Annotated in this window: 20 protein-coding genes and 1 tRNA gene; 14 read left to right on the forward strand and 7 right to left on the reverse strand. The window is 73.2% G+C overall.

Features of this window, described 5'->3' with window-relative positions:
* Positions 1 to 237 precede the first annotated feature (237 nt).
* The 4 genes from ACLIN4_RS12715 (at position 238) to ACLIN4_RS12730 (ending at position 3,188) form a co-directional block, all read left to right on the forward strand.
* A complete protein-coding gene (locus ACLIN4_RS12715) occupies positions 238 to 591 on the forward strand; it encodes a hypothetical protein (protein WP_107480506.1) in 354 nt (117 codons plus the stop codon).
* 387 nt (positions 592 to 978) lie between these two features.
* A complete protein-coding gene (locus ACLIN4_RS12720; RefSeq protein WP_289903115.1) occupies positions 979 to 2,172 on the forward strand; it encodes a helix-turn-helix domain-containing protein in 1,194 nt (397 codons plus the stop codon).
* A 192-nt stretch (positions 2,173 to 2,364) separates the two neighbouring features.
* Entirely contained in the window at positions 2,365 to 2,970 is a 606-nt protein-coding gene (gene orn, locus ACLIN4_RS12725) for an oligoribonuclease (RefSeq protein WP_411575792.1), read from the forward strand.
* Between the two features lie 145 nt (positions 2,971 to 3,115).
* Positions 3,116 to 3,188: transfer RNA gene (locus ACLIN4_RS12730), tRNA-His, on the forward strand.
* Between the two features lie 228 nt (positions 3,189 to 3,416).
* Here ACLIN4_RS12730 and ACLIN4_RS12735 read toward each other — a convergent pair.
* On the reverse strand, positions 3,417 to 4,472 hold the full coding sequence (locus tag ACLIN4_RS12735; RefSeq protein WP_100048642.1) for a LacI family DNA-binding transcriptional regulator: 1,056 nt from the start codon (positions 4,470 to 4,472) through the stop codon (positions 3,417 to 3,419).
* Between the two features lie 365 nt (positions 4,473 to 4,837).
* Between ACLIN4_RS12735 and ACLIN4_RS12740 the strand changes: the two genes are divergently transcribed.
* The 4 genes from ACLIN4_RS12740 to ACLIN4_RS12755 all read left to right on the forward strand — a co-directional run bounded on the left by ACLIN4_RS12740 (position 4,838) and on the right by ACLIN4_RS12755 (position 9,812).
* Positions 4,838 to 6,163: an extracellular solute-binding protein gene (locus ACLIN4_RS12740; RefSeq protein ID WP_107479125.1), complete on the forward strand. Its 1,326-nt coding sequence runs from the start codon at positions 4,838 to 4,840 to the stop codon at positions 6,161 to 6,163.
* A gap of 5 nt (positions 6,164 to 6,168) precedes the next feature.
* Complete coding sequence (locus ACLIN4_RS12745) at positions 6,169 to 7,179, forward strand: carbohydrate ABC transporter permease (RefSeq protein WP_100048640.1); 1,011 nt, start codon at positions 6,169 to 6,171, stop codon at positions 7,177 to 7,179.
* A 12-nt stretch (positions 7,180 to 7,191) separates the two neighbouring features.
* Complete coding sequence (locus ACLIN4_RS12750; protein WP_411575793.1) at positions 7,192 to 8,103, forward strand: carbohydrate ABC transporter permease; 912 nt, start codon at positions 7,192 to 7,194, stop codon at positions 8,101 to 8,103.
* Positions 8,104 to 8,363: 260 nt separating this feature from the next.
* Entirely contained in the window at positions 8,364 to 9,812 is a 1,449-nt protein-coding gene (locus ACLIN4_RS12755; protein ID WP_307652779.1) for a GH1 family beta-glucosidase, read from the forward strand.
* 133 nt (positions 9,813 to 9,945) lie between these two features.
* On the opposite strand, the gene ACLIN4_RS12760 is transcribed toward ACLIN4_RS12755, so the two are convergent.
* The 3 genes from ACLIN4_RS12760 to ACLIN4_RS12770 form a co-directional block, all read right to left on the reverse strand.
* Positions 9,946 to 11,418 carry a cellulose binding domain-containing protein gene (locus tag ACLIN4_RS12760; RefSeq protein WP_411575794.1) on the reverse strand — a complete coding sequence of 491 codons (1,473 nt, stop codon included), beginning with the start codon at positions 11,416 to 11,418 and terminating at the stop codon, positions 9,946 to 9,948.
* Between the two features lie 133 nt (positions 11,419 to 11,551).
* Entirely contained in the window at positions 11,552 to 12,988 is a 1,437-nt protein-coding gene (locus ACLIN4_RS12765) for a sensor histidine kinase (protein WP_289903112.1), read from the reverse strand.
* Complete coding sequence (locus ACLIN4_RS12770) at positions 12,985 to 13,749, reverse strand: response regulator transcription factor (protein ID WP_290012945.1); 765 nt, start codon at positions 13,747 to 13,749, stop codon at positions 12,985 to 12,987. Before ACLIN4_RS12770 ends, ACLIN4_RS12765 begins: the two co-directional genes overlap by 4 nt.
* 241 nt (positions 13,750 to 13,990) lie before the next feature.
* On the opposite strand from ACLIN4_RS12770, the gene ACLIN4_RS12775 reads away from it, so the two are divergent.
* Positions 13,991 to 14,563, forward strand: a complete 573-nt coding sequence (locus ACLIN4_RS12775; protein ID WP_411575795.1) for a hypothetical protein — start codon at positions 13,991 to 13,993, stop codon at positions 14,561 to 14,563.
* 28 nt (positions 14,564 to 14,591) lie between these two features.
* Here ACLIN4_RS12775 and ACLIN4_RS12780 read toward each other — a convergent pair whose 3' ends face one another.
* Both ACLIN4_RS12780 and ACLIN4_RS12785 read right to left on the reverse strand, forming a co-directional pair.
* Positions 14,592 to 15,461, reverse strand: a complete 870-nt coding sequence (locus ACLIN4_RS12780) for a spermidine synthase (RefSeq protein WP_100048634.1) — start codon at positions 15,459 to 15,461, stop codon at positions 14,592 to 14,594.
* A 203-nt stretch (positions 15,462 to 15,664) separates the two neighbouring features.
* Positions 15,665 to 16,048, reverse strand: a complete 384-nt coding sequence (locus ACLIN4_RS12785; RefSeq protein ID WP_179350529.1) for a hypothetical protein — start codon at positions 16,046 to 16,048, stop codon at positions 15,665 to 15,667.
* 297 nt (positions 16,049 to 16,345) lie between these two features.
* Between ACLIN4_RS12785 and ACLIN4_RS12790 the strand changes: the two genes are divergently transcribed.
* Positions 16,346 to 17,803, forward strand: coding sequence for a hypothetical protein (locus ACLIN4_RS12790; protein ID WP_290012942.1), 1,458 nt, complete (start codon positions 16,346 to 16,348; stop codon positions 17,801 to 17,803).
* Between the two features lie 103 nt (positions 17,804 to 17,906).
* Here the strand turns inward: ACLIN4_RS12790 and ACLIN4_RS12795 are convergent, their stop codons facing one another.
* Positions 17,907 to 18,503 (reverse strand): histidine phosphatase family protein, encoded by a 597-nt coding sequence (locus ACLIN4_RS12795; RefSeq protein ID WP_100048631.1) that lies wholly within the window; start codon positions 18,501 to 18,503, stop codon positions 17,907 to 17,909.
* Between the two features lie 195 nt (positions 18,504 to 18,698).
* Between ACLIN4_RS12795 and ACLIN4_RS12800 the strand changes: the two genes are divergently transcribed.
* Genes ACLIN4_RS12800 through ACLIN4_RS12815 form a run of 4 tightly spaced genes read left to right on the forward strand, consistent with a single transcriptional unit; the run spans position 18,699 to position 23,764 of the window.
* Positions 18,699 to 19,709, forward strand: a complete 1,011-nt coding sequence (locus tag ACLIN4_RS12800; protein ID WP_290012956.1) for a phosphatase PAP2 family protein — start codon at positions 18,699 to 18,701, stop codon at positions 19,707 to 19,709.
* On the forward strand, positions 19,606 to 20,808 hold the full coding sequence (locus ACLIN4_RS12805) for a hypothetical protein (protein WP_411575796.1): 1,203 nt from the start codon (positions 19,606 to 19,608) through the stop codon (positions 20,806 to 20,808). The genes ACLIN4_RS12800 and ACLIN4_RS12805 overlap by 104 nt, the downstream gene beginning before the upstream one ends.
* A complete protein-coding gene (locus tag ACLIN4_RS12810; protein ID WP_411575797.1) occupies positions 20,799 to 22,397 on the forward strand; it encodes a hypothetical protein in 1,599 nt (532 codons plus the stop codon). Before ACLIN4_RS12805 ends, ACLIN4_RS12810 begins: the two co-directional genes overlap by 10 nt.
* Before the next feature lie 8 nt (positions 22,398 to 22,405).
* A complete protein-coding gene (locus tag ACLIN4_RS12815) occupies positions 22,406 to 23,764 on the forward strand; it encodes an AAA domain-containing protein (protein WP_107478247.1) in 1,359 nt (452 codons plus the stop codon).
* The last annotated feature ends 71 nt before the right edge of the window (positions 23,765 to 23,835 follow it).

Genomic DNA, 23,835 nt, shown 5'->3' on the forward strand with positions numbered 1-23,835 from the left:
AATGGTCTTCCCAACCCCATACCCCCAAGGGTACGGCGGCACGCCTCCTTCGCCCAGATCCCGCGCAGGGTCCGCCGCGGGGTCCCAGGAGCATGCACGAGGGGGCGCCCGTAACGCAATGGTTGCTGCGCTGTACAGGCGGTTTGCACGGGATTCAACTGTCCGTGACCGGTCGTGACCGACGCGCCGTCCGGGCGTTGATCCCCTTGCCGCCAGCCCGAGGGAGCACGGAGCGCCATGTCCCGACCGCACCAGCACGCCGAGCAGCCGTCCGGTGCGTCCGGGGCCGGTCCGGCCGCGCCGCCGCCCCGGGACGCCGTCACCGATCTCGTCCGCTGGGCGGCCTTCAGCGTCGTCCTGGTCCCCGTCGTCCTCCTCTACTGCGGCGCCTCGTTCGCCGGCGCCGCCGGGACGGCCCTGGGACTGGCCGCCGTCACCGGCGTCTGCCGCCTGCTGCTGCGCCGCTCCGAGCGCGTCGCGGGCCGGCCGCCCGGCGCACATCGCGCGGTGCCGGCCGGGCGCCGGCACCGGGCCGGACCACCGGCTCACAGGGGAGGACGGCACACTGGGAAGAACACACCGGTCGACTGACCGGTTTCCGCGCACGCGTCCGCATCTTTTCAGCCAACTTCCGTGGGTGGCTCATCAATGGCCCCCACCACCCTCAAACCCCCGTTCCACCTGCACGGAAAGGGTCCAGGGGCCCCCGCGCACCCTACGGGGATTGGCCACTGCGACAAGGCGCACTTCCCTGTGGCGCCCCGGAGTGCAACGCTTCGTGATCGACTGCTTCACGCCAAGTTGCCATGTCGACAATGTCCCAAGTGCCGAACCGGCCACCTCGGCGCGACAGGACACAGTAGATTCGATCTTGACTGTCTACGGCGGGGGACTCGTGCAGGACCGAGGGGAAACGTGTTGGAGCGACAGACCCGAAAGGATCAGGGCGCCGCGACCACCGAGGGGGGCTTAGCAGTTATGAGCCACGACTCCGCTGCCGCGCCGGAAACCGCGGCCCGGAAGCTCTCCGGGCGACGCCGCAAGGAGATCGTCGCGGTGCTGCTGTTCAGTGGCGGCCCCATCTTCGAGAGTTCCATACCGCTGTCGGTGTTCGGGATCGACCGCCAGGACGCCGGCGTGCCGCGCTACCGCCTTCTGGTGTGCGCCGGCGAGGAGGGCCCGCTGCGGACCACGGGGGGCCTGGAACTCACCGCGCCTCAGGGGCTGGAGGCGATCTCGCGCGCGGGCACGGTCGTCGTGCCCGCCTGGCGGTCGATCACCTCGCCGCCGCCGGAGGAAGCACTCGACGCGCTGCGCCGGGCGCACGAGGAGGGCGCCCGCATAGTCGGGCTGTGCACCGGCGCGTTCGTACTGGCGGCGGCGGGCCTGCTGGACGGCCGCCCCGCCACCACCCACTGGATGTACGCGCCGACCCTGGCCAAGCGCTATCCGTCGGTGCACGTCGATCCGCGCGAGCTGTTCGTGGACGACGGTGACGTGCTGACGTCGGCGGGCACGGCCGCCGGCATCGACCTGTGCCTGCACATCGTGCGCACGGACCACGGCAACGAGGCGGCCGGTGCGCTCGCCCGCCGCCTGGTGGTCCCGCCGCGCCGCTCGGGCGGCCAGGAGCGCTACCTCGACAGGTCTTTACCGGAGGAGATCGGCGCCGACCCGCTCGCCGAGGTCGTCGCCTGGGCGCTGGAGCACCTGCACGAGCAGTTCGACGTGGAGACGCTGGCGGCCCGCGCGTACATGAGCCGCCGCACCTTCGACCGCCGGTTCCGCTCGCTGACGGGCAGCGCCCCGCTCCAGTGGCTGATCACCCAGCGGGTCCTCCAGGCGCAGCGCCTCCTGGAGACGTCCGACTACTCGGTGGACGAGGTCGCCGGCCGCTGCGGCTTCCGCTCGCCGGTGGCGCTGCGCGGCCACTTCCGCCGCCAGCTGGGTTCGTCGCCGGCCGCCTACCGTGCCGCGTACCGGGCCCGCCGCCCTCAGGGCGACCGCGACCGCGCGGTGGACCCGGAGTCGGCCGGTGGTCCACGGACCGCCCCACCGTCGGACCCGGCTGCCCTGCCGCCGGAGAACGCGGTCCCGTTCCAGTCCCGCCGCACCGCGGCACCGCTGCCCGCCGCGGCGGGCAGCCTGCCGGGGCAGCGCAGCGCGCCGTGAACCCCTGAACGCCGGGCGGGCGTCTCCAGCCCGCCCGGCGGCTCCCGCCGTGCCGGGCAGGAACATCCCAGCCCGTCCGGCGTTCGAGGACGAGGCCGTCCAGGCCGAAGCGGGGCCCGGGGCGGCAGCCCCCGGAAAGCCCCGCACGGACGCCGGGGACCGGAAAACAGGCGCCCACCGTAAAGTGGCCGCATGAACGATCGCATGGTGTGGATCGACTGCGAGATGACCGGCCTCTCGCTGTCCGACGACGCGCTCATCGAGGTTGCCGCCCTCGTCACCGACTCCGAGCTGAACGTCCTCGGCGAGGGCGTCGACATCGTCATCCGCCCGCCGGAGCAGGCCCTGGAGACGATGCCGGAAGTGGTGCGTCAGATGCACACCGCGTCCGGCCTGCTCGCCGAGCTCGACGGCGGCACGACACTCGCGGACGCCGAGGCACAGGTCCTCGCGTACGTGAAGGAGCACGTGAAGGAGCCCGGCAAGGCCCCGCTGTGCGGCAACTCCGTCGGCACCGACCGCGGCTTCCTGCTGCGGGACATGCCCACGCTGGAGGACTACCTCCACTACCGGATCGTCGACGTGTCCTCCATCAAGGAGCTGGCCCGCCGCTGGTACCCGCGGGCGTACTTCAACAGCCCCGAGAAGAACGGCAACCACCGCGCGCTCGCCGACATCCGCGAGTCCATCGCCGAACTGCGCTACTACCGGGAGGCCGTCTTCGTACCGCAGCCGGGTCCCGACTCCGACACCGCGAAGGCGATCGCCGCCAAGCACGTCCTGCCCGCCGGCCAGTAACGCCGGACAGCGGCGCGGGACGGCGGCGCCGGTCCGGCGGCGCGCGGCGTCGGAAAAGGCGGGCGCGAGCACCCCTTCGGACCCTGTACACTTTTTCTCAGCCGGTCGGGAAAACCCGCCTCGCGGGATTCCAGCACCGGCCTTGGTGGGTGTAGCTCAGTTGGTAGAGCACCTGGTTGTGGTCCAGGTGGCCGCGGGTTCAAGTCCCGTCACTCACCCTGATCGATGAAGGGCTGACCTGTAAAGGGTCAGCCCTTCGTCGTGTGCCGGACCTACGACCGCCCCCTCCCCCAGCAGCCCGGTTACGGTCCCCGGCCGGGCGGCCCGGCGTCACCGACCGGTGAGAAGGACGACGTCGGCAGGATCACGGTCCGGGCCGCGGCGGCAACCGTGCCTTCGGCCCCGGCCGCTCGGCAGCGGGCGGCCGGACGAGGATCATCACCGGGTCAGGACGACGCCCGCTCCACCAGCTCCGTGGCCAGCACCACCTGGTGCCGGTCCAGTCCCCTGGAGGCCGCCGGGCGGCGGTCCGCGATCTCGGTCAGGAGGAGGTCTATCATCGCGCGGCCCATCTCCTCGATGGGCTGGCGCACGCTGGTCAGCGGCGGCTCCATGTGGCGGGCGATGGCCGAGTCGTCGTAGCCGACCAGTGCCACGTCGTCCGGGATGCGCCGACCCGCCTCGCGCAGCACCTGGCGGGCGCCGGCCGCGGTGACGTCCGAGCCGGCGAAGACCGCGTCCAGGTCGGGGCGGCGGCGCAGCAGCTCCGCCATGGCGCGGCGGCCGCCCTCCTCGGTGAAGTCGCCCCTCTCGATCAGCTGCTCGTCCTCCTCGTGGCCGGCGTCACGCAGGGCCGCGCGGTAGCCGTCGACGCGGCGCTGGGCACCGTAGACGTCGAGGCGTCCGGTGATGTGCGCGATGCGGCGGCGCCCCCGGGAGAGCAGGTGCTCGACGGCCGAGCGGGCGCCGCCGTAGTTGTCCGAGTCCACCGACGCCAATGACTCCGCGGCCGAGCGCGGGCCGCTGATCACCGCGGGGATCTCCAGCTGGGAGAGCATGTCGGGCAGCGGGTCGTCGGCGTGCACGGAGACCAGCAGGACGCCGTCCACGCGGTGCGCGGCCAGGTACTGGGCGAGCCGGCGCCGTTCGCGGTCGCTGCCCGCGAAGATCAGCAGCAGCTGCATCTCGGTCTCGGACAGTTCCGCGCCGACGCCCTTGAGCATGTCCGAGAAGTACGGTTCCGCGAAGAAGCGGGTCTCCGGTTCGGGCACGACCAGCGCGATCGCGTCCGTGCGGTTGGCGGCCAGCGCGCGGGCCGCCGTGTTCGGGACGTAGCCGAGTTCCGCGACCGCCGCCTCGACGGCCGCCCGGGTCGCGTCGCTGACCCGGGGCGAGCCGTTGATCACCCGGGACACCGTCCCGCGGCCGACGCCCGCCCGTGCCGCCACCTCTTCGAGGGTGGGCCGGCCACCGCTCCGCCCACGCGCTCCGTGGCCTGCCATCGGCTCCGCCTCCCGTCGACACCCCCGCACTCTGCGGCTGGCCTGGAATTTAACAGGCCGGTCGGGTGTAATGACCGGCTCCGGGCCGCCGCCCGCCGTGCGGGAGGGCTTTCCGTGCCGCTCACGGCGTCCAGTTAACAGGCAGATAACTGAACGCAGTTCGTCGCGTCCGTTCCCTTGACACCCCCGCCCGGAGCCGCGACTCTTCAAGACATCACTTGTGGGAGCGCTCCCACACTACCTGGCACTTACACATCCCGCACGTTCCCCGCCCGAGCCGCAGCGACGAACGAACGACATGAAGCAGCGGGTCCAACCATGCAGTTGGCCGGGGGGTCGGCACGTCAGGGCAACAGGAGGACGCAATGCGAGCAGCACGCAGAGGATCGGCCCGCAGGGCGGTGGTCGTGGCGGCCATCGCGTCGCTGGGCGCCGGGCTGCTGGCCGGCTGTGCCGACGACGGCAAGGACGAGGACAGCTCGTCGTCGGGCGACAGCAGCGGCAAGACCACCATCACCCTCGGCCTGTTCGGCACCATGGGCTTCAAGGAGGCCGGCCTCTACGAGGAGTACGAGAAGCTCAACCCGGACATCAACATCGAGGAGACGGTCACCGAGCGGAACGAGAACTACTACCCCGCTCTGGTCAACCACCTCACCACCGAGAGCGGCCTCCAGGACGTCCAGGCCATCGAGGTCGGCAACATCGCCGAGGTCGTCGAGACCCAGGCGGACAAGTTCGTGGACATGGCCAAGGTCGAGGGCGTGCAGCCCAGCAACTGGCTGGACTGGAAGTGGAAGCAGGGCGTCACCAAGGACGGCAAGGCGGTCGGCCTCGGCACCGACATCGGCCCGATGGCCATCTGCTACCGCAAGGACCTCTTCGAGAAGGCCGGCCTGCCGACCGAGCGCGACGAGGTCAGCAAGCTGTGGGCGGGCGACTGGAGCAAGTTCGTCGAGGCCGGCGAGAAGTACAAGGAGGGCGCCGGCAAGGACACCTACTTCATGGACTCGCCCGGCGGCCTGATCAACGCCATCCTCAGCAGTGAGGAGGAGAAGTTCTACGACGCCTCCGGCAAGGTCGTCTACAAGTCGAACCCCGCCGTCAAGAAGGCCTTCGACCTGACCGCCGAGGCCGCCGAGAAGGATCTGGTCCAGGCGCAGACCCAGTTCCAGCCGGCCTGGGAACAGACCATCTCCAACAACCTCTTCGCCACCGTCGCCTGCCCGCCGTGGATGCTCGGCACCATCAAGGCCAAGTCGCAGCCCGAGGCGGCCGGCCAGTGGGACGTGGCGGCGGCGCCGAAGTCCGGCAACTGGGGCGGCTCCTTCCTGGGTGTGCCCAAGAGCGGCAAGAACGTCGAGGAGGCGCAGAAGTTCGTCGCCTGGCTGACCGCGCCGGAGCAGCAGGCCAAGCTGTTCGCCGTGCAGGGCAGCTTCCCGAGCGCGCCGGCCGCGTACAAGCTGCCGCAGGTGACCGACGCCAAGAACGAGATGACCGGTGACTCGCCGATCGGTGACATCTTCGCCAAGGCCGCCGAGGCGATCCCGGCGCAGGTGATCGGCCCGAAGGACCAGATCATCCAGCAGGGTCTGACCGACAACGGCGTCATCCTCGTCACCCAGGGCAAGTCGCCCGAGGAGGCCTGGGAGAACGCCACCAAGACCATCGACAACAACCTGGAGAAGTGACCGGAATGACCACCCGGCACGACACCGCCGCGCCCCCCTCGAAGGGGGGCGCGGCCCCGGGCCGAGGGCCCGGTGACGCGGTCTCCCCCGAGACGGCGAAGAAGCGGGCCCGGCTCTCCCGTCGCTGGCAGCGGGACCTGCGCTGGAGCCCGTACGCGTTCGTCTCCCCGTTCTTCCTGCTGTTCGCCGCCTTCGGCCTGTTCCCGCTGCTCTACACCGGCTGGGCCTCGCTGCACACGGTGGAGCTGACGGCGCCCACCGACATGGAGTGGACGGGCCTGGACAACTTCACCAGGATCTTCGACGACGAGTTCTTCTGGAACGCCGCGCAGAACACGCTGACCATCGGCATCATCTCCACGGTGCCGCAGCTGCTGATGGCGATGGGCCTCGCGCACATCCTCAACTACAAGCTGCGCGGCTCCACGTTCTACCGCGTCGTGATGCTCGCGCCGTACGCGACGTCGATCGCCGCCGCCTCGCTGGTCTTCGTGCTGCTCTTCGGCCGCGACTACGGCATGATCAACTGGTTCCTCGACCTGGTCGGCCTGGACAAGATCGACTGGCAGAGCGACAAGTGGCCGTCCCAGATAGCCGTCTCGTCGATCGTCATCTGGCGCTGGACGGGCTACAACGCGCTGATCTACCTCGCGGCGATGCAGGCGATCCCGCAGGACCTGTACGAGTCGGCGGCGCTGGACGGTGCCAGCCGGTGGCGGCAGTTCATCCACGTCACGCTGCCCCAGCTGCGTCCGACGATCCTCTTCACGGTCGTCGTGTCGACCATCGGCGCCTCCCAGCTGTTCGGCGAGCCGCTGCTGTTCGACGCCAACAAGGGTGCCTCGGGCGGTTCCCAGCACCAGTTCCAGACGCTCGGCCTGTACCTGTACGAGCAGGGCTGGGTCAACCAGCACCTGGGCCGCGCCTCCGCGATCGCCTGGACGATGTTCCTGATCCTCATCGTGATCGGGATCGTCAACTACGTCATCTCGCGCCGGCTGCGCGCCAGTAGTTAAGGAGAACCGGCCGTGACGACGACCCTGACCAAATCCCCGGCCGAGCCGGTGCCCGAGCCGCCCCGGCGGGGCCGCCGCGGGCCCAAGTCGGCCCGTGCCGGCGGGCAGATGCACGCCGGCCCCGTCGCGTACATCATCCTCGCCCTGTTCACCATCGGCTCGCTGTTCCCGCTGGTGTGGACGGCGATCGCCGCCTCCCGCGACAACCAGCGTCTGGCGCAGACACCGCCGCCGTTCTGGTTCGGCGGCAACCTCCTCGACAAGATCGAGATCGCCTGGACCGACGCCAACATGGGCGAGGCGATCCTCAACACCACGATCGTGGCCGGGATCTCGGCGGTCACCGTCGTCTTCCTGTCGACGATCGCCGGCTTCGCCTTCGCCAAGCTGAAGTTCCGGGGCCGCAACGCGCTGATGCTGATCGTGGTCGGCACGATGATGATCCCGCCGCAGCTCAGCATCATCCCGCTGTACATGATGGTGGCCAAGCTGGACTGGACCGACCAGCTCCAGGCGGTGATCTTCCCGTCGCTGGTCAGCGCGTTCGGCGTGTTCTTCATGCGGCAGTACCTGCTCCAGGCGCTGCCGGACGAGATCATCGAGGCCGCCCGCGTGGACGGCGCGAGCAGCTGGCGCGTGGTGTGGCACGTGGTGTTCCCGGCGGCGCGGCCCGCGATGGCCGTCCTCGGCATGCTGATCTTCGTGCAGGTGTGGAACGACTTCCTGTGGCCGTTCCTCGTGCTGACGCAGAACGGCAACCCGACCGTGCAGGTGGCGGTGGCGGGCCTCGGCCGCGGCTTCACCCCGGACCAGGCCCTGATCATGGGCGGTGCGCTGCTCGGCACCCTCCCCCTGCTACTGGTCTTCGCGATCTTCGGCAAGCAGATCGTGGGCGGCATCATGCAGGGCGCCGTCAAGGGCTGACGGCTGCCCGTCAACGGCTGGCATCCGTCCGTCAGCGGCTGACATCCGTCCGTCAAGGGCGCACACACGTCCCGGGGGCCGGGCCACCGCCGTCCCGGCCCCGCCTTCCCCCCTCGTACTTCCACCCGTCGGTCTTCCGTCGGTCTGGTTTCCACTCGTCGGTCTTCCGTCCGGTCCGGTCTTCCAGCCGTCGGTCGTCCGTCCGTCTGGATCTCCACGACCCGGACGACCCGCCACAACCCCTCTATGGGAGCGCTTCCATGCTTGAGTCCGAAACGCCGGTGACCCCGGTTACCTTCCCCCCTGCCTTCCTCTGGGGCGCCGCCACCTCGGCGTACCAGATCGAGGGCGCGGTACAGGAGGACGGCCGCACGCCGTCGATCTGGGACACCTTCAGCCACACCCCGGGGAAGACGGCCGGCGGCGACACCGGTGACATCGCTGTCGACCACTACCACCGCTACCGCGACGACGTGGCGCTGATGAAGGAGCTGGGGCTGGGCGCCTACCGCTTCTCCATCTCCTGGCCCCGGGTGCAGCCCACCGGCCGCGGCCCCGCCGTCCAGCGCGGCCTTGACTTCTACCGCCGCCTGGTCGACGAGCTGCTGGCCGCCGGGATCAAGCCGGCCGTCACCCTCTACCACTGGGACCTGCCGCAGGAGCTGGAGGACGCGGGCGGCTGGCCCGAGCGGGACACGGCGTACCGGTTCGCCGAGTACGCGCAGATCGTCGGCGAGGCGCTCGGCGACCGCGTGGAGCAGTGGATCACGCTCAACGAGCCGTGGTGCGCCGCCTTCCTCGGCTACGCCTCCGGCGTGCACGCTCCCGGCCGTACCGACCCGGCGGCCGCGCTGCGCGCCGCGCACCACCTGAACCTGGCGCACGGCCTGGGCACGGTGGCCCTGCGCTCGGTGATGCCGGCCCGCAACTCGGTGGCGATCAGCCTCAACACCTCCGTGGTCCGGCCGCTGTCGCAGAGCCCGGCGGACCTGGCGGCCGCGCAGAAGATCGACGACCTGTCCGGCGGGATCTTCCACGGCCCGATCCTGCACGGCGTCTACCCGCGGACCCTGCTGGAGGCGACGGCTTCGCTCACCGACTGGTCGTACGTCCAGGACGGCGACCTGGGGCAGATCCGCCAGCCGATCGACGCGATCTGCCTCAACTACTACACGCCCACCGTCGTGTCGGCGGCCGACGCGGACTCGCGCGCCCCGCGCGCCGACGGTCACGGCGAGAGCGACCACTCCCCGTGGCCCGCCGCGGACGACGTGGCGTTCCACCAGCCGCCGGGCGAGCGTACGGAGATGGGCTGGAGCGTCGACCCGACCGGCCTGCACGAGCTGATCATGCGCTACCACCGGGAGGCGCCGGGCCTGCCGCTGTACATCAGCGAGAACGGTGCCGCCTACGACGACAAGCCGGGCGCCGACGGCACGGTGCACGACCCGGAGCGGGTCGCCTACCTGGACGGTCATCTCAGGGCGGTCCGCCGGGCCATCGCGGACGGCGCCGACGTGCGCGGCTACTACCTGTGGTCGCTGCTGGACAACTTCGAGTGGGCCTACGGCTACGAGAAGCGGTTCGGCGCGGTGTACGTCGACTACGCCTCCCAGCAGCGCACGCCCAAGTCGAGCGCCCTGTGGTACGGGCGGGCGGCGCGCACGGGCACGCTGCCGGCGGTGGGGGCGGCCGGGGCACAGGCCTAGGCCTCGGGCTCGGGCTCGGGCTCGGGCTCGGGCTCGGGCTCGGGCTCGGCTGAGTAGACCACGACTCGGAGGAAGCAAGGGCAGGGGCGCGGCGTCCTACGGGGGGTGCCGCGCCCCGCTCGTGCGAGGGCCGCTACTTGTAGGCGGCGAAGGCCTCGGCGAAGGCGTTCGGCTCCTGGTCGATGGAGCTGCAGGTGGCGTCGGCCGCGGGCTTCGGACCGCCCGGACAGGCCTTGTCGCGGGTCGCGGACCACATCGACAGCCATCCGAGGCCCTTGGACCGGGCGAACTCCACCAGCTGGGTGGCGTCGTCGACCTTGAAGACCTCGGTCACGACGTCGTTGACGCCGATCATCGGGGTGACGGCGACGGTCTTCCAGGCGTCGGCGTCGGACAGGCCGAGGACGCCCTTGACCTGGGCCTGGGTGGCGGTGGCGGCCTGCTCGGCGTAGGTGCCCATGTCGCCGCTGTACGCGGGGCCGTAGTCCATCGCCATGATGTTGACGGCGTCGATCCGCACGCCGTTCTCCTTCGCGTCGGCGAGGAGGTCGACGCCGGCCTGGGTCAGGCCCTCGGGCATGACCGGGAGGGTGAAGGAGACGTCCAGGTCCGGGTGCTGCTTCTGCAACGCGGCGATGGCCTGTGAGCGGCGGGTGTTGGCGGCCGTGTCGGGCAGTGCGCCGCCCTCGACGTCGAAGTCCACCTCGGTGAGCGCGTAGGCGTCCACGACCTTGCCGTAGGCCGCCGCCAGTGCCTCCGCCGACGTGCACGTGGTGGCCAGCTCGGAGCCGGCCGCGCCGCCGAAGGAGACGCGGACGTCGCCGCCCGCGGCACGCAGGGCGCCTATCTGGCCGGCCACCGCGTCGCTTCCGAGGTCGGTGACGCCGCCCCACTTCGGGGTGCAGCCGCCGCCGTCGGTGACGAAGGCGAGGTTGTAGTTCTTCACGCCGGTCGCCTCCGCGCTCGCGAGCAGGTCGAAGGCCGGCTGGAGGGAGGTGTCGACGTAGGGCGCGAAGCCGGCTTCGGTGCCGGTGCCGGTGCCCGGGGGCTCGGTGGGGGCCGGGGCGGTGGGCGTGCCGGTCGGGTCCGGCTCGGTGGGCGTACCGGCCGTGGGGGTCGCCGTGGGGGTCGGGGCGGTGGGCCCGGTGGTGGGTCGGCCGGTGGGCTCGGGGGTGGCGCCGTCGTCGGTCGAGCACGCGGCGCCGCCGATGAGACAGCCGGTCGGGTCGTCGGTGCCGTTGACGACGAAGCCGACGGTGACGGACTCGCCCGCCTCCAGCCCGTCCTCGTCCCACTTCGGCGGGGTCACCGTGACGTGCTGTCCGCTGACGCTCGACTCGGCGTTCCACAACGAGCCGAGCTTCGCGCCGGCGGGCAGGTCGAACTCCAGCGTCCAGTCCCGCTCCGGCCGCCCGCTGTTGTTGGTGACGACGTACTGCGCGGTGTAGCCCGTCGACCACTCGCTGGTCTTCGTGTACGCGGCTCCGACCGCCGCCGCCTGGGCGGTGCTGGTGAACACCAGCGCGCCACCGCCGGCCACGGCCGCGGCGACGAGTGAGCCGATCACCTTGTTCCTGCCACTGATCCTGCGTCGGTGCGTGCTCATCGCGTGCCTGCCTTCGCTGTTCACGGGACCCCGCCGCGGGGGTGCGTGGGGGGTGGGGTGCGGCAGCACGCTAGCGAGCCGGAAAGGGGAAAAGAGTTTGATCCGGGCGGCGGTTGGCGATCTTAGGGTGCGCTTAAGGGAGGGATCGGGACCGATTAAAGGAGGGGATCACCCGGGGACCGCGGCGGCGCCGCACGCTCCCCCGGTGCCCCCGCCGCCGCTCCGGCGCCGCCCGCCCGTCCAGCTGGATCCATATCCGCACCTCGGCCCCGCCCAGTACGGAGGAGCCGATCCGTACGTCGCCACCGGTCGACTCCGCGAGCCTGCGCACGATGTCCAGGCCGAGGCCGGTCGACCCGTCGTTGCCCGAACCCCGGCCGCGGGCCATCGCCGCCTCCGGGTCGGGTATGCCGGGGCCCGCGTCCGAGACGAGCACGATCACCGCGTCCTCGCCGTTGTGCAGGTCGACCGCGAAGGCGGTGCCCTCGGCGGTGTGCCGGAACACGTTGCCGAGCAGGGCGTCGAGGGAGGCGGCCAGGTCGGCGCGGGCCACGGGTATGCGCACCGGCCGGTCGGCACCGGCCACCCGCCACTTGCGGCCCTCGTCCTCGGCGAGCGCGGACCAGAAGCCCATCCGCTCCCGGACCACCTCCGCCGCGTCGCACCCGGCGCCGGGGCCGGCCGCAGCGGTCTGCGGTTTGGCGTCCCTGGCGGTGCGGATGATCGTGTCGACCTCGCGCTCCAGTTGCTCGACGGCGGCCCGGGTCTGGTCGGCGGCCGGTCCGTCGCCGAGCGAGGCCGCGTTGAGCCGCAGCACGGTCAGCGGGGTGCGCAGGCGGTGGGACAGGTCGGCGGCCAGCTCGCGTTCGTTCGCCAGCAGCTGGACGACCTGGTCGGCCATGGAGTTGAACGCGGCCGCCGCGAGGCGCAGTTCGTTCGGCCCCTCCTCCGGCACCCGTGCGCCCAGCTTTCCCTCCCCCAGTTCGTGCGCGCCCTCGACCAGGCGCTGCGCGGGCCGCACCATCCGTACGCCCAGCCGGTCGGCGACCGCGACCGAGCCGACGATCAGGGCGGCGCCGACGGCGGCGAGCACCGCCCAGGCCGTGCCGACGCCGTTGGTGACCTCGGACTCGGGGACGTACACCTCGACGACGGCGATCTCGCCGGAGCTGAGCGCCACCGGCTGGAGCAGGGTGGAACCGCCCTCGACCTCCGTGGTGGAGGCGCGGCCCATCTCCCGCACGGCGGCGATGTCCTCGTCGGTGGCGCGCTGCCGGCCGATGTCGGTGCCGGGGCGGTCCGCACCGTCACCGCCGTCGGTCCGGGCGCCGGTCCCCGGTATGTGCACGGCCATCGCGGAGTCGGACCCCGCGGAGGCGACGACGCGCTCCAACTGGTCGCGGTCGGTGGTGATGGACAGCGCGGGGGCGACGGCGGCGGCCTCGCGCTCGGCGTTGGAGAAGGCGCGGTCCCGGGCCATCTCCCGGATCACCAGGCCGAGCGGGACCGCGAAGGCGACCACGACCATCGCGGTGACCGCCAGCGACACCTTGACCAGGGCCCATCTCACCGCGGTGGCTCCGCTCCGGGAAGCCCCGCGGGCGGCCCGGCGGGTGGCTCGGCGGGCGGCCCGGCGGGTGGCCCGGCGGGTGGCTCCAGCTTCACGCCGACACCGCGCAGCGTGTGCAGATAGCGGGGCCGGGCCGCCGTCTCGCCCAGCTTGCGCCGCAGCCAGGACAGGTGGACGTCGATGGTCTGGTCGTCGCCGTAGGACTGCTGCCAGACCTCGGCGAGCAGCTCCTTGCGAGGGACGACGACTCCGGGCCGACCGGCCAGGAAGGCGAGCAGGTCGAACTCACGGCGGGTCAGGTCGAGTCGGTTGCCGTCCAGTTCGGCCTGTCGGCGCAGCGGGTCGACGGTGAGCCCGCCGACCCGGATCACGGTCTCCGGCGCCGCCTCCGCGGGACCGGACCGGGCCCGGCGCAGTACGGCCGCCATCCGGGCCGACAGGTGCTCCACGGAGAACGGCTTGGTGAGGTAGTCGTCCGCGCCCGCGTTCAACAGCCGTACGACCTCCGCCTCGTCGTCCCGGGCGGTGGCGATGATCACCGGGACGTCGGTGATGCCGCGCAGCATCTTCAGCGCCTCGGAACCGTCCAGATCGGGCAGTCCGAGGTCCAGGATGACCACGTCGAAGCGGAAATGGGCGACCTCGCGCAGCGCCTCCAGCGCCGTGCCGACACTGCGCACGGTGTGCGAGGCGTCGGTCAGATGCCGGATGAGCGCCGAGCGTACGAACTGGTCGTCCTCGACCACGAGCACACTTGCCATGGGCGGCACCGTACGCCATGCGGGCGAGCCCGGTGCGGGCCTGTGGACAACTCCGGTCGGCACCGGCGGGAGTTGTCCACAGGCCCGCACCGGCCCCCGCCCCGGCCCCGTCCCGACGCCCTTCCCGGCCCTGCTTCGATGCCTCTCCGCTGCCTCTCCGGGGCCGTTCCGGGGCCGTTCCGGGGCCGTTCCGACGCCGTTCCGACGACACGCGTGTGATGCGTGAGGCAGTATGGCCGCGATGCGCAGAGGACTCGTACACGTACTCGCCTGGCTGCTCGCCACCGGCGCGGCGGTCTCGCTGTCGTGGTGGGGCGTGCACACGGTGATGACGGGGACGGCCTACGACGCGCCCCGCGCCCTGCCGATCACGGCGGCCGACGCGGAGGTGCGCGACGCCCGGGACGTCGAAGGCTCCGGGGACTCCCCGGACGGCGGGGAGTCGGAGTCGTCGGCCTCCTCCACCAGGCGGCCTTCGCCGTCGGGCAGCGCGTCGCCCGCACCGAGCGGTTCGCCCCGCGAGCCGGACCCCGCGCCGTCGCGGACGGTCGCACCCACCGCTCCCGCCCCCGACCCGTCCCCCACGACCTCCGGCCGGGTCAGGAGTTACGACACCGCCGGCGGCCGTGCCGTCTTCGACCTGGGGACGACCTCGGCGTCCCTGGTGTCGGCGACGCCGGGTGCGGGCTGGTCGATGCAGGTGTGGAAGACGGAGTCGTGGATCCGGGTGGAGTTCACCTCGGGGACGGACCGGGTGTCGGTCTTCTGCACGTGGCACGACGGGCCGCCGCGGGTGGAGATCGGTAGCTACTGAGGCGCCCGGGTCGCGTTACGGTGACGCCTCACCGGAAGACGGAGGCCGGCGGCGCGGGCGAGTCCACCGCCGCCGCGTCCGTCACGGGTGCGGCTCCGCCGGTGAAGTCCCTCAGCGCGCGGCCGTGTTCCACGCGCGCGGAGTGCGGGTCGGAGGCGGCACGCCGGGTGAGTTCGGCGACCGGCAGCGGATGGTCGGAGGCGACGAGGACGGCGTTGCCGAAGCGCTTGCCGCGCAGCACGGCCGGGTCGGCGACGAGGGCGAGTTCCGGGAAGCGGGCGGCGGCGGTGGCGATCTGGCCGCGCAGGTGCGCGAGCGGCGGGCCGTCGGCGAGGTTGGCGGCGTAGACCCCGCCGGGCGCGAGCGCGCGCCGGACCTCGTCGAGGAACTCGGTGGACGTCAGGTGGGCCGGCGTACGGGCCCCGCCGAACACGTCCGCGACGACCAGGTCCGCCCAGCCGTCGGGGACCTTCGCCAGCCCGGCGCGGGCGTCGGTGGACCGCACCCGGATCCGGGCGCCGGGGTCCAGGGGCAGCTCTCGGCGTACCAGCTCGACGAGGCCGGCGTCCCGCTCGACGACCTGCTGGGTGGAGCGGGGCCGGGTGGCGGCGACGTAGCGGGCGAGGGTGAACGCGCCGCCGCCGAGGTGCACGGCGCGCACGGGCCTGCCCGCCGGGGCGGCGAGGTCGATGACGTGGCCGATACGGCGCTGGTACTCGAAGGACAGGTACGCCGGGTCGTCGAGGTCGACGTGCGACTGCGGGGCGCCGTCGATCAGCAGCGTCCAGGCCCTGGGCCGCTCCCGGTCGGGGACCAGCTCGGCGCGCCCGCCGTCGACGTCCTCGACGACGGCTTCGACGGCCGCGCGCCCACGACGGGTGTTCCTGGACTTTCCCATCGGCCCATTATCGGACCACGCCCGTACTCGGTGCGCCGGGCCGAGCCCGTGACGGCGCGCACCGGACCAAGCCCGTGCCCGACGGATGCCGGAGCAAGCCCGTGCCCGACGGATGCCGGGCCGCGCTCGTGCCCAGCGTGCCGGACCGAGCGCCCGGCATGCGTGCCGGACAGGCCGAGGCCCGTGCCCGGACCGTGTCCCGCTCAGCGGCAGCTGTCCGCGGCCTCGATCAGCCGGGCCGCCTCGCCCAGCGCGGCCCTCAGTACGGCGGGGTCGGTCGCCAGGTCGGCCTCCCCGGGCGGCAGCAGCCAGTCCGACCCCTCCACCGGGGGCGCCGGCTCCGGGTCGAGGCGCAGTCCGCGGCCGTCCGTCTCCGTGCAGGTGCTTCCCGGCACGTCCCAGGCGGCGGCCGTGCCCGACGGCACCAGGAAGCCCAGGGTGTCGCAGCCGTCGTCGTGGATCACGGGGCCCACCCCGTCACCGGTGCCGCGCCTGAGGATGTCGACCGCCTCCAGGCCCTGCCGGGTCGGCACGGTGACGACGTCGCAGGCGTCGCGGACGGGCTCGCTGATCCCTCTGGTATCCATCCCGGCCTCCACCACGGAACTCCTCCTCGGACGAGCGGGTCGGGAGTCGGGAGCCTCCCGGTCCACAGGGTTCAACGCGGCGGAACGTCAACGGCTACGGCGAAAGTCAGCCGCAAAGGATGGCACTTCATGGCAGATCGTGGATGAGATATCCGGTTTGTAGCCAAACACCGCGTGATCGTTCCGTCACAGCAGGTACGTTCTTGCTCGCCGGAAACAGGGATGGCAAACGGAGGAACAACCGCACGTCCCCCTTTTCCCGGCATGGTTCGACGGTTCGCACGAGAGGACCCGGCCATGGCGTCGTCAACGGTGACCTCCGCCCAGCCCGACCGGCCACCTCGGCCCAACCTCGCCTTCCGGCGGTTGCGCGGGAAGCGCTCGCCGGCCGAGTTCGCGGCGGCGGTGCGCCGCGCCGCGCGTGAGATCGGCGAGCGGGTCAGCTGTGACGCGCGCTACGTCGGCCGGGTCGAGGCGGGCGAGATCCGCTGCCCCAACTACGCGTACGAGCGGGTGTTCCTGCACATGTTCCCCGGCCGCACGCTCACCGACCTGGGGTTCGCGCCCCGCTCGTCGGTACGTGGACGCCAGGCGCGCGCCGCCGAGGACGCGCCCCCGGCGCGCACAGACCGGGTGCCGCGCGCCACAACTGAGACGCGAGGGGCGCGCGAGCCGTATGACACGCAGACCACACGGACCACGCAGTACCCGTACGACAGGCACGACAACAACGAGGAGAGCGACGTGCTGCGTCGCGCATTCATGACGAGCGGTGCCACGGTGGCCGCCGCCTCACTGGGCCCCTTGGGGTTCGCCCACGACGCCGCGGCGGCCGGACACCCCCTGCGCCGGGCCGGGGCGGGCCACGCGGGCGCGCTGGAAGAAGCCGTCCGCCGGATCAGGCTGCTCGACGACCGGCACGGCGCGGACGGCCTCTACCGGCGCGCGGCGGCCCCGCTGCGCACCGCGTACGCGCTGCTGGACGCCGGCGCGACCCGGCAGGCGACGGCGGACCGGCTGTACGCCGGGGCGGGGGAACTCGCGATCTCCGTGGGCTGGCTGGCACACGACTCCGGTCGCTTCGACGACGCGCGCTCCCACTACGCCGAGGCCCTCGCCACCGCCCGCATGACCGGCGACCCCGCGCTGGAGGCGCACGCCTTCTGCAACATGGCGTTCCTGGCCCGCGACGCCGGACGTCCGCGCGAGGCGGTGCGGGCGGCGCAGGCCGCACAGCGCGCCGCCCGCCCGCTGGGCTCGGCCCGGCTGATGTCCCTGCTCGCCCTGCGCGAGGCGGGCGGCTGGGCGGGGCTCGCCGACCGGACGGGCTGCGAGCAGGCGCTGACCCGGGCGCAGGCACTGTTCGGACAGGGCCCCTCGGACGCCGATCCGGAGTGGATGAGCTTCTACGGCGAGGCGGAGCTGGAGGGGCTGGAGGCCCAGTGCTGGTCCACGCTGGGCGACTGGCCCCGGGCGGCCCGGCACGCACGCCGGGCGGCCGGGCTGCAGGACCCGCACTTCACCCGGAACCTCGCGCTGTACTCGGCCGAACTGGCGGACGACCTGGCCCGCGGTGGCCGCCCCGACGAGGCGGCGGGGGCGGGCATGCGGGTCCTGGACCTCCTCGCCGAGGTCCAGTCCTCCCGCATCCACACGATGCTGGCGGGCACGGCCCGGGTCCTCCTCCCCCACCGGAGGGCATCGGGAGTGTCGGCCTTCCTCGACCGCCACGCCTCGCTGCCGAGAATCCCGTGACCTCCGCCACGGCCACGACGGCGTACGGCTGTCCCCGGCGACGTGGCACCGGCACCCGCCCCGTGCGCGGCGGCCCCCTGCGCGGCGGCGCCGGCCCTTCCGGTCAGCCCGCCAGGTGCCCCAGGTCGTTCCAGCTCTCCACCGCCGGCTCCCCGTAGGCCCACCCCAGCACCGACAGCGACGTCGGGTTCAGCCGTATCCGCGCCGCGAAGTCCAGCGGCAGGCCCAGCCACCGCGCCCCGATCGACCGCAGAATGTGCCCGTGGGCGAAGACCAGGACGTCGCGGTCCGCCTCCCGCGCCCACGCGACGACCTCGTCCGCACGCGCGGTGACGTCCGCGAGGCTCTCCCCGCGCGGTACCCCGTCCCGCCAGATCAGCCAGCCCGGCCGGACGGCCTGGATCTCGGCCGGCGTCATGCCCTCGTACGCCCCGTAGTCCCACTCCATCAGCGTGTCCCACGCGCGGGCGCGCTCGCCGAAGCCGGCGAGTTCGCAGGTCTCGCGCGCGCGGGAGAGCGGACTGGTGCGCACCTCGACGCCGGGCAGCCCGTCCAGCGGCGCCCGGTGCAGCCGCTCGCCGAGCAGCTTGGCACCGCGCCGGCCCTCCTCGAGGAGCGGCACATCGGTCCTGCCGGTGTGCTTGCCGGACAGCGACCACTCGGTCTGTCCGTGCCGGGCCAGCAGGATGCGCGGTGCCATGAAGGGGGCCTTTCCGGGAGAAATGTCTGAGCGGACGCCTCCATCATCGCGCACGCCGCACGCGGGCAACCCGGGGGGCGATCTGGGCGTCTATCAGGGCCGAGGGCGTTCCGTGAAGCGGGCGCGCACAGGCCGTAGAGTGGCACGTCCATGTCCAACGAGGCGCAGGCGGGAAGAAGGGGGAGGGCGATCGGTTTGCGGCACACCGAGCCACCGGGCACCGAGGCGATCCCGGCGACCCCGAAGACTCGGCTGCGCTGGTGGACCGAGCTGCCGCTCATCGTCCTCGTCTACGCCTGCTACTCCGCCGGCCGCCTCATGGTACGGGGCGACGTCTCCGATGCCGTCGACCACGGCCTGGCGATCCTGCGCATAGAGAAGGCGCTGTTCCTCAACGCGGAGCACCCGCTCAACCGCCTCTTCACCCGTGAGCCCTGGCTCGGCGTACCGGCCGACTTCTGGTACGCGTCGCTGCACTACCTGGTCACCCCGGTGCTCCTGATCTGGATCTTCCGCTCGCGCACCGTGCGCTACCGGGCCGCCCGCACCTGGCTGATGACCTCCACGTTCATCGGTCTCATCGGCTTCACCCTGCTGCCCACCTGCCCGCCCCGGCTGCTGGACGCGAGCCACGGCTTCGTCGACACGATGGCGTACTACAGCTCGTACGGCTGGTGGGGCGGCGAGGCGAGCGCGCCGCGCGGCCTGGGCGGGATGACGAACCAGTACGCGGCGATGCCGAGCCTGCACGTGGGCTGGTCGCTGTGGTGCGGGGTGATGCTGTGGCGCTACGGCGGCACGCGGGCGACGAAGGTGGCCGGCGTCGTCTACCCGCTGGTGACCACGATCGTCGTGATGGGGACCGCCAACCACTACTTCCTCGACGCGGTCGCGGGCGCGGCCGTGATGGGCGCGGGTCTGCTGCTGACGCCGTACGTGATGCGGACCTCGGACCGGGCGCGGGCCCTGCTCGTGGCGCGCTTCACCAAGCGCACCGCGTCCGGCACCGCCGTCACCGCCGACGCGCCCGCCGTACCTGACGCACCGGTCACCGAGGGCGCGGGTTCCCCGATTGTCAGTGGCGGATGCCAGACTTCCGCGGGTGAGCGATTTCCACGGCAGCGCGAGCAGCGGCTGGAACCAGGAGCCGAGCCGGACACCTCCCCCTCGGACGCGGGGGACGAGACTCCGGCACCGGCTCGCTGAGCTGCGCGGCCCGGACGTGCCGGCCAAGGCGCTGGACGCGCGGGCGCTGGCCGCCCTCGCCGCCAACCCGGGCTGCCGGCGGCGCGCGATCCTCGACGGTGCCGGAGTCGACAAGGCGTCCCTGGCGAGCGCGCTGGGCTCGCCGTCGGTGTTCGGGCAGTCGCAGTTCGCCTTCACGCGGGGCAACGCCTTCGAGGCGCGGGTCAAGGCCGACGGCGGCGCCGAGCTGCTGCGGCTCGTGCACGAGAAGCTGGACCGGGGCGCCGAGCCGCCCGTCGGCGGGCACGTGCCCGACCTGTCCGCGACCGGTCCCGAGGGCCGCGCGGCCCGGACGGCGCTGGCACTGCGGGAGGCCACCGGCTCCCCCGGCACCTGGACGCTCCTCGACCACCCGATGCTGGCCCTGGACGTCGCCGGCTCCCCCGCCTACCTGGAGCCGGACGCCGTGGTGGTGCATCCGGACGGCAGCTGGACGGTCGTGGAGATCAAGTCCTTCCCCATGCTGGACGGCTCCGCCGACCCGGCGAAGGTGGGCGCCGCCGCGCGGCAGGCGGCGGTGTACGTGCTGGCCCTGGAGCGGGTCGCCGCCCGGCTGGACCCCGCCCCGCGCGTGCGCGACCGCGTCCTCCTCGTCTGCCCGAAGGACTTCTCCAACCTGCCCACCGCCTCCGCCGTCGACGTGCGCAAGCAGCGCGCGGTCACCGACCGGCAGCTGGCCCGGCTGACCCGCATCGAGGACATCGCGGACACGCTCCCCGAGGGTGTCTGCTTCTCCCCCGAGCTGCCGGCCGAGGAGCTGACGGCCGCGGTCGAGGCGGTTCCGGCGACGTACGCGCCCGAGTGCCTGTCCGCCTGCGAGCTGGCCTTCCACTGCCGTGCCCGCTCCCGCGAGGCCGGCGCGGTGACCTCGCTGGGCCGCCCGGTCCGGGCCGAGCTGGGCGGCCTTTCGACGGTCGAAGAGGTGCTGGCGGCGGCCCGCGGCGAGGCCGGTGACCCGGACGACCCGGCGGTGGCGGCCCTGCGCCGGGCGGCGGAGCTGCGGGCGGAGGCCCTCGCGGCGGCCGGGGCCGCCGCGCAGGAGGCGGCCGTATGTCTCTGATCACCACGCTCGCCCGGCTGGAGGCCGTGCGCGCCGGCCGCGCCCAGCCCGCCGCCACCGTCCGGCACCGGCACCTGTCCGACCGGCCGCTGGTCTTCGTGCCGCTGATCACCGCGGGTGAGGCGGGCGCCCCGCTCGGCGCCCTGGTCGGCACCGACCGGGACGCGCCGCATCTGCTGGTCGTCCCGCAGCCCCGCGACCGCGACCTGCGGTTCGCGTTCCTCGCCGAGCTGGCCGGCATCGTTCTGCCGCACGTCGAGGCGTACGCGGACAGCGTCGAGCCCGCCGAGCGCACCGAGGTGGACCCGCAGACGGGCAAGCGGGTCAAGGTCGAGGTCGACCTGTGCGCGGACGCCGCGCAGCTGATCGTGCCGTCCCGCGCGGGCGTCGACTTCGTGCGGCTGCTGGGCCGGTCCATGCGGTTCCGGCGTACGGCGGAGCAGGACCCGGAGACTCCGCACCCCGCGCCGCCGAGGGTGCCGCTGCTCGGCCGGTGGCTGACCCACTACGGCGAACGGGCCCGGGTCCCCGGCTCCTCGCTGCTCCTCGCCATGACCGACCTGCTGGGCCGGCACTGGGCGACCGGGCAGTCCACGCTGGAGGACCAGCACCTGGGCGCGCTGCTCGCCTGGATCGCCCCGGACGACGAGGAGCTGACCGGCGCCGAGGCCGCCCGCCGGGCCGAGCTGGCCCGCGACGCCGACGGCCAGTTGCTGTGCCCGCCCGCCGGCCCGGCCACCGACCCGGCCTTCGACAACAAGCTGCTCGCCCCCGCCATCGAGCGCTACGACCGTGCCCGCACCGCGCTCGCCGCCGCCGAGGACGGCCTGGAGGCCGACGACCGGCTGGGCGCGCTGACCGCCGCCGAGCGGGAGATCCGCGCTTTGGTCGAGAGCCGTACGCGCCCCACCTGGGACGCGGTCTGGCGCGGCCTGGACCTGCTGCGGGAGCTGCCCGCCGGGGCCCACGTCGAGGACCGGTGGACCCGCGACCGCTGGTCGTTCACCTCGCACCGCGACCGCGTCCTGGCCGGCGAGCCCCCGCAGCCGCGCCGCGACGACGCGGTCACCGCGGCGAACAAGCTCGCCACGCGCGAGCGGGAGCAGGCCCGGCTGGAGGCCCAGGAGGCCCTGGACGACCCGCTGGTGATGGCCGGGCGACGGCTGGCCGGGGAGGCGTTCGCCGGGGAGGTCACGGACGTCGTGATGGCGTACAGCGAGAGCAAGCGGCCCAGCCCGCGCCCGCTGGTCACCGTCCGCACGGACGACCGGCCCCACCTGGGCGAGCGGGCGAAGGTGTACCGGTCGCTGGGCGGCAAGCCGCAGGCGGCCGAGTTCGTCGAGCAGCAGGACGAGGGGGTCCTGGTGCTTCGCGTGCTGGACAAGATGGGCCGCGGCAAGGAGCCCGAGGCCGGGTCGGTGCCGGAGAAGGGCGACCGGGTCTGCTTCACCCTCTTCGAGCACGAGCAGCGGGGAGGGGCGGGGCTCCCCGATCCGGAGCAGACCCCGTGGACGCACGGCGGGCCGCCCGGTGAGACGGCCGCCGTACCGGAGGCCCCGGACGCGCAGACCGAGGAGGACGTCCTGTGACCGAGGCGATCACGACCGCCGTCGACGCGCCCGCCGTCCCGGTCTTCGACCCGGGCGGGGAGGCCGCCCGCGCCACCGCCGCGATCCTCCACGACACCCTGCACGGCACCGAGCGCGGTGTCGTCGTCGACTCCCCGCCCGGCGCCGGCAAGTCCACGCTCGTGGTGCGGGCCGCGCTGGAGCTGGCCGAGGCCGGCCGGCCCCTCATGGTCGTGGCGCAGACCAACGCCCAGGTGGACGACCTGGTGCTGCGCCTCGCCGAGAAGAACCCCGACCTGCCGGTGGGGCGCCTGCACAGCAGCGACGCCGACCCGTACGACAAGGCCCTCGACGACCTGGCGAACGTGCGCAAGTCGGCGAAGGCCGCCGACCTCGCCGGGCAGGCCGTGGTCCTGTCCACGGCCGCGAAGTGGGCGCACGTGAAGGTGGACGAGCCGTGGCGGCACGCGATCGTCGACGAGGCGTACCAGATGCGCTCCGACTCGCTGCTGGCGGTCGCCGGGCTGTTCGAGCGGGCGCTGTTCGTGGGCGACCCCGGTCAGCTGGACCCGTTCGCGACGGTGGGCAGTGAGCAGTGGGCGGGCCTGTCGTACGACCCGTCCGCCTCGGCCGTGACGACGCTCCTGGCCCACAACCCGTCCTTGCCGCAGCACCGTCTGCCGGTGTCGTGGCGGCTCCCGGCGTCGGCGGCGCCGCTGGTCTCCGACGCGTTCTACCCGTACACGCCGTTCCGCAGCGGCACGGACCACGACGACCGGCATCTGGCCTTCGCCGTGCCCTCGGACGGCTCGGGCGCCGACCGGGTCATCGACGAGGCCGCCCGCTCGGGGTGGGGCCTGCTGGAGCTGCCCGCGCGGCACACGCCCCGCACCGACCCGGAGGCGGTGCGGGCGGTGGCTGAGGTGGTCCGGCGGCTCGTCGACCGGGAGGGCCGGGCGACGTCCGAGCGCTCCCCGGACCCCGTCCCCCTGACCGCCGACCGCGTCGCCGTCGGCACGGCGCACCGCGACCAGGCGGCGGCGGTACGGGCGGCGCTGGCCGACCTGGGGGTGACCGAGGTGACCGTCGACACGGCGAACCGGCTCCAGGGCCGCGAGTACGACGTCACGGTCGTCCTGCACCCGCTGTCGGGCCGCCCCGACGCCACCGCCTTCCACCTGGAGACGGGCCGCCTGTGCGTCCTGGCCTCCCGCCACCGGCACGCGTGCATCGTGGTCTGCCGGGAAGGGGTCGGCGAGCTGCTGGACGACTACCCGTCCACGGAGCCGGTCCAGCTGGGCACGCTGGTGAAGTTCCCGGACGGCTGGGAGGCGAACCATGCGGTGCTGGCACACCTCGCGGAACACCGGGTGGCGTGGCGGGCCTGAGCGTCCGTCCCGTGCCCTCGGACACACGACCACTCCGACGCCCCGACCCGCCGGACGAAGTCCGGCACGCC

The sequence above is a fragment of the Streptomyces mutabilis genome (genome assembly GCF_046628145.1).
Classification (GTDB): domain Bacteria; phylum Actinomycetota; class Actinomycetes; order Streptomycetales; family Streptomycetaceae; genus Streptomyces; species Streptomyces mutabilis.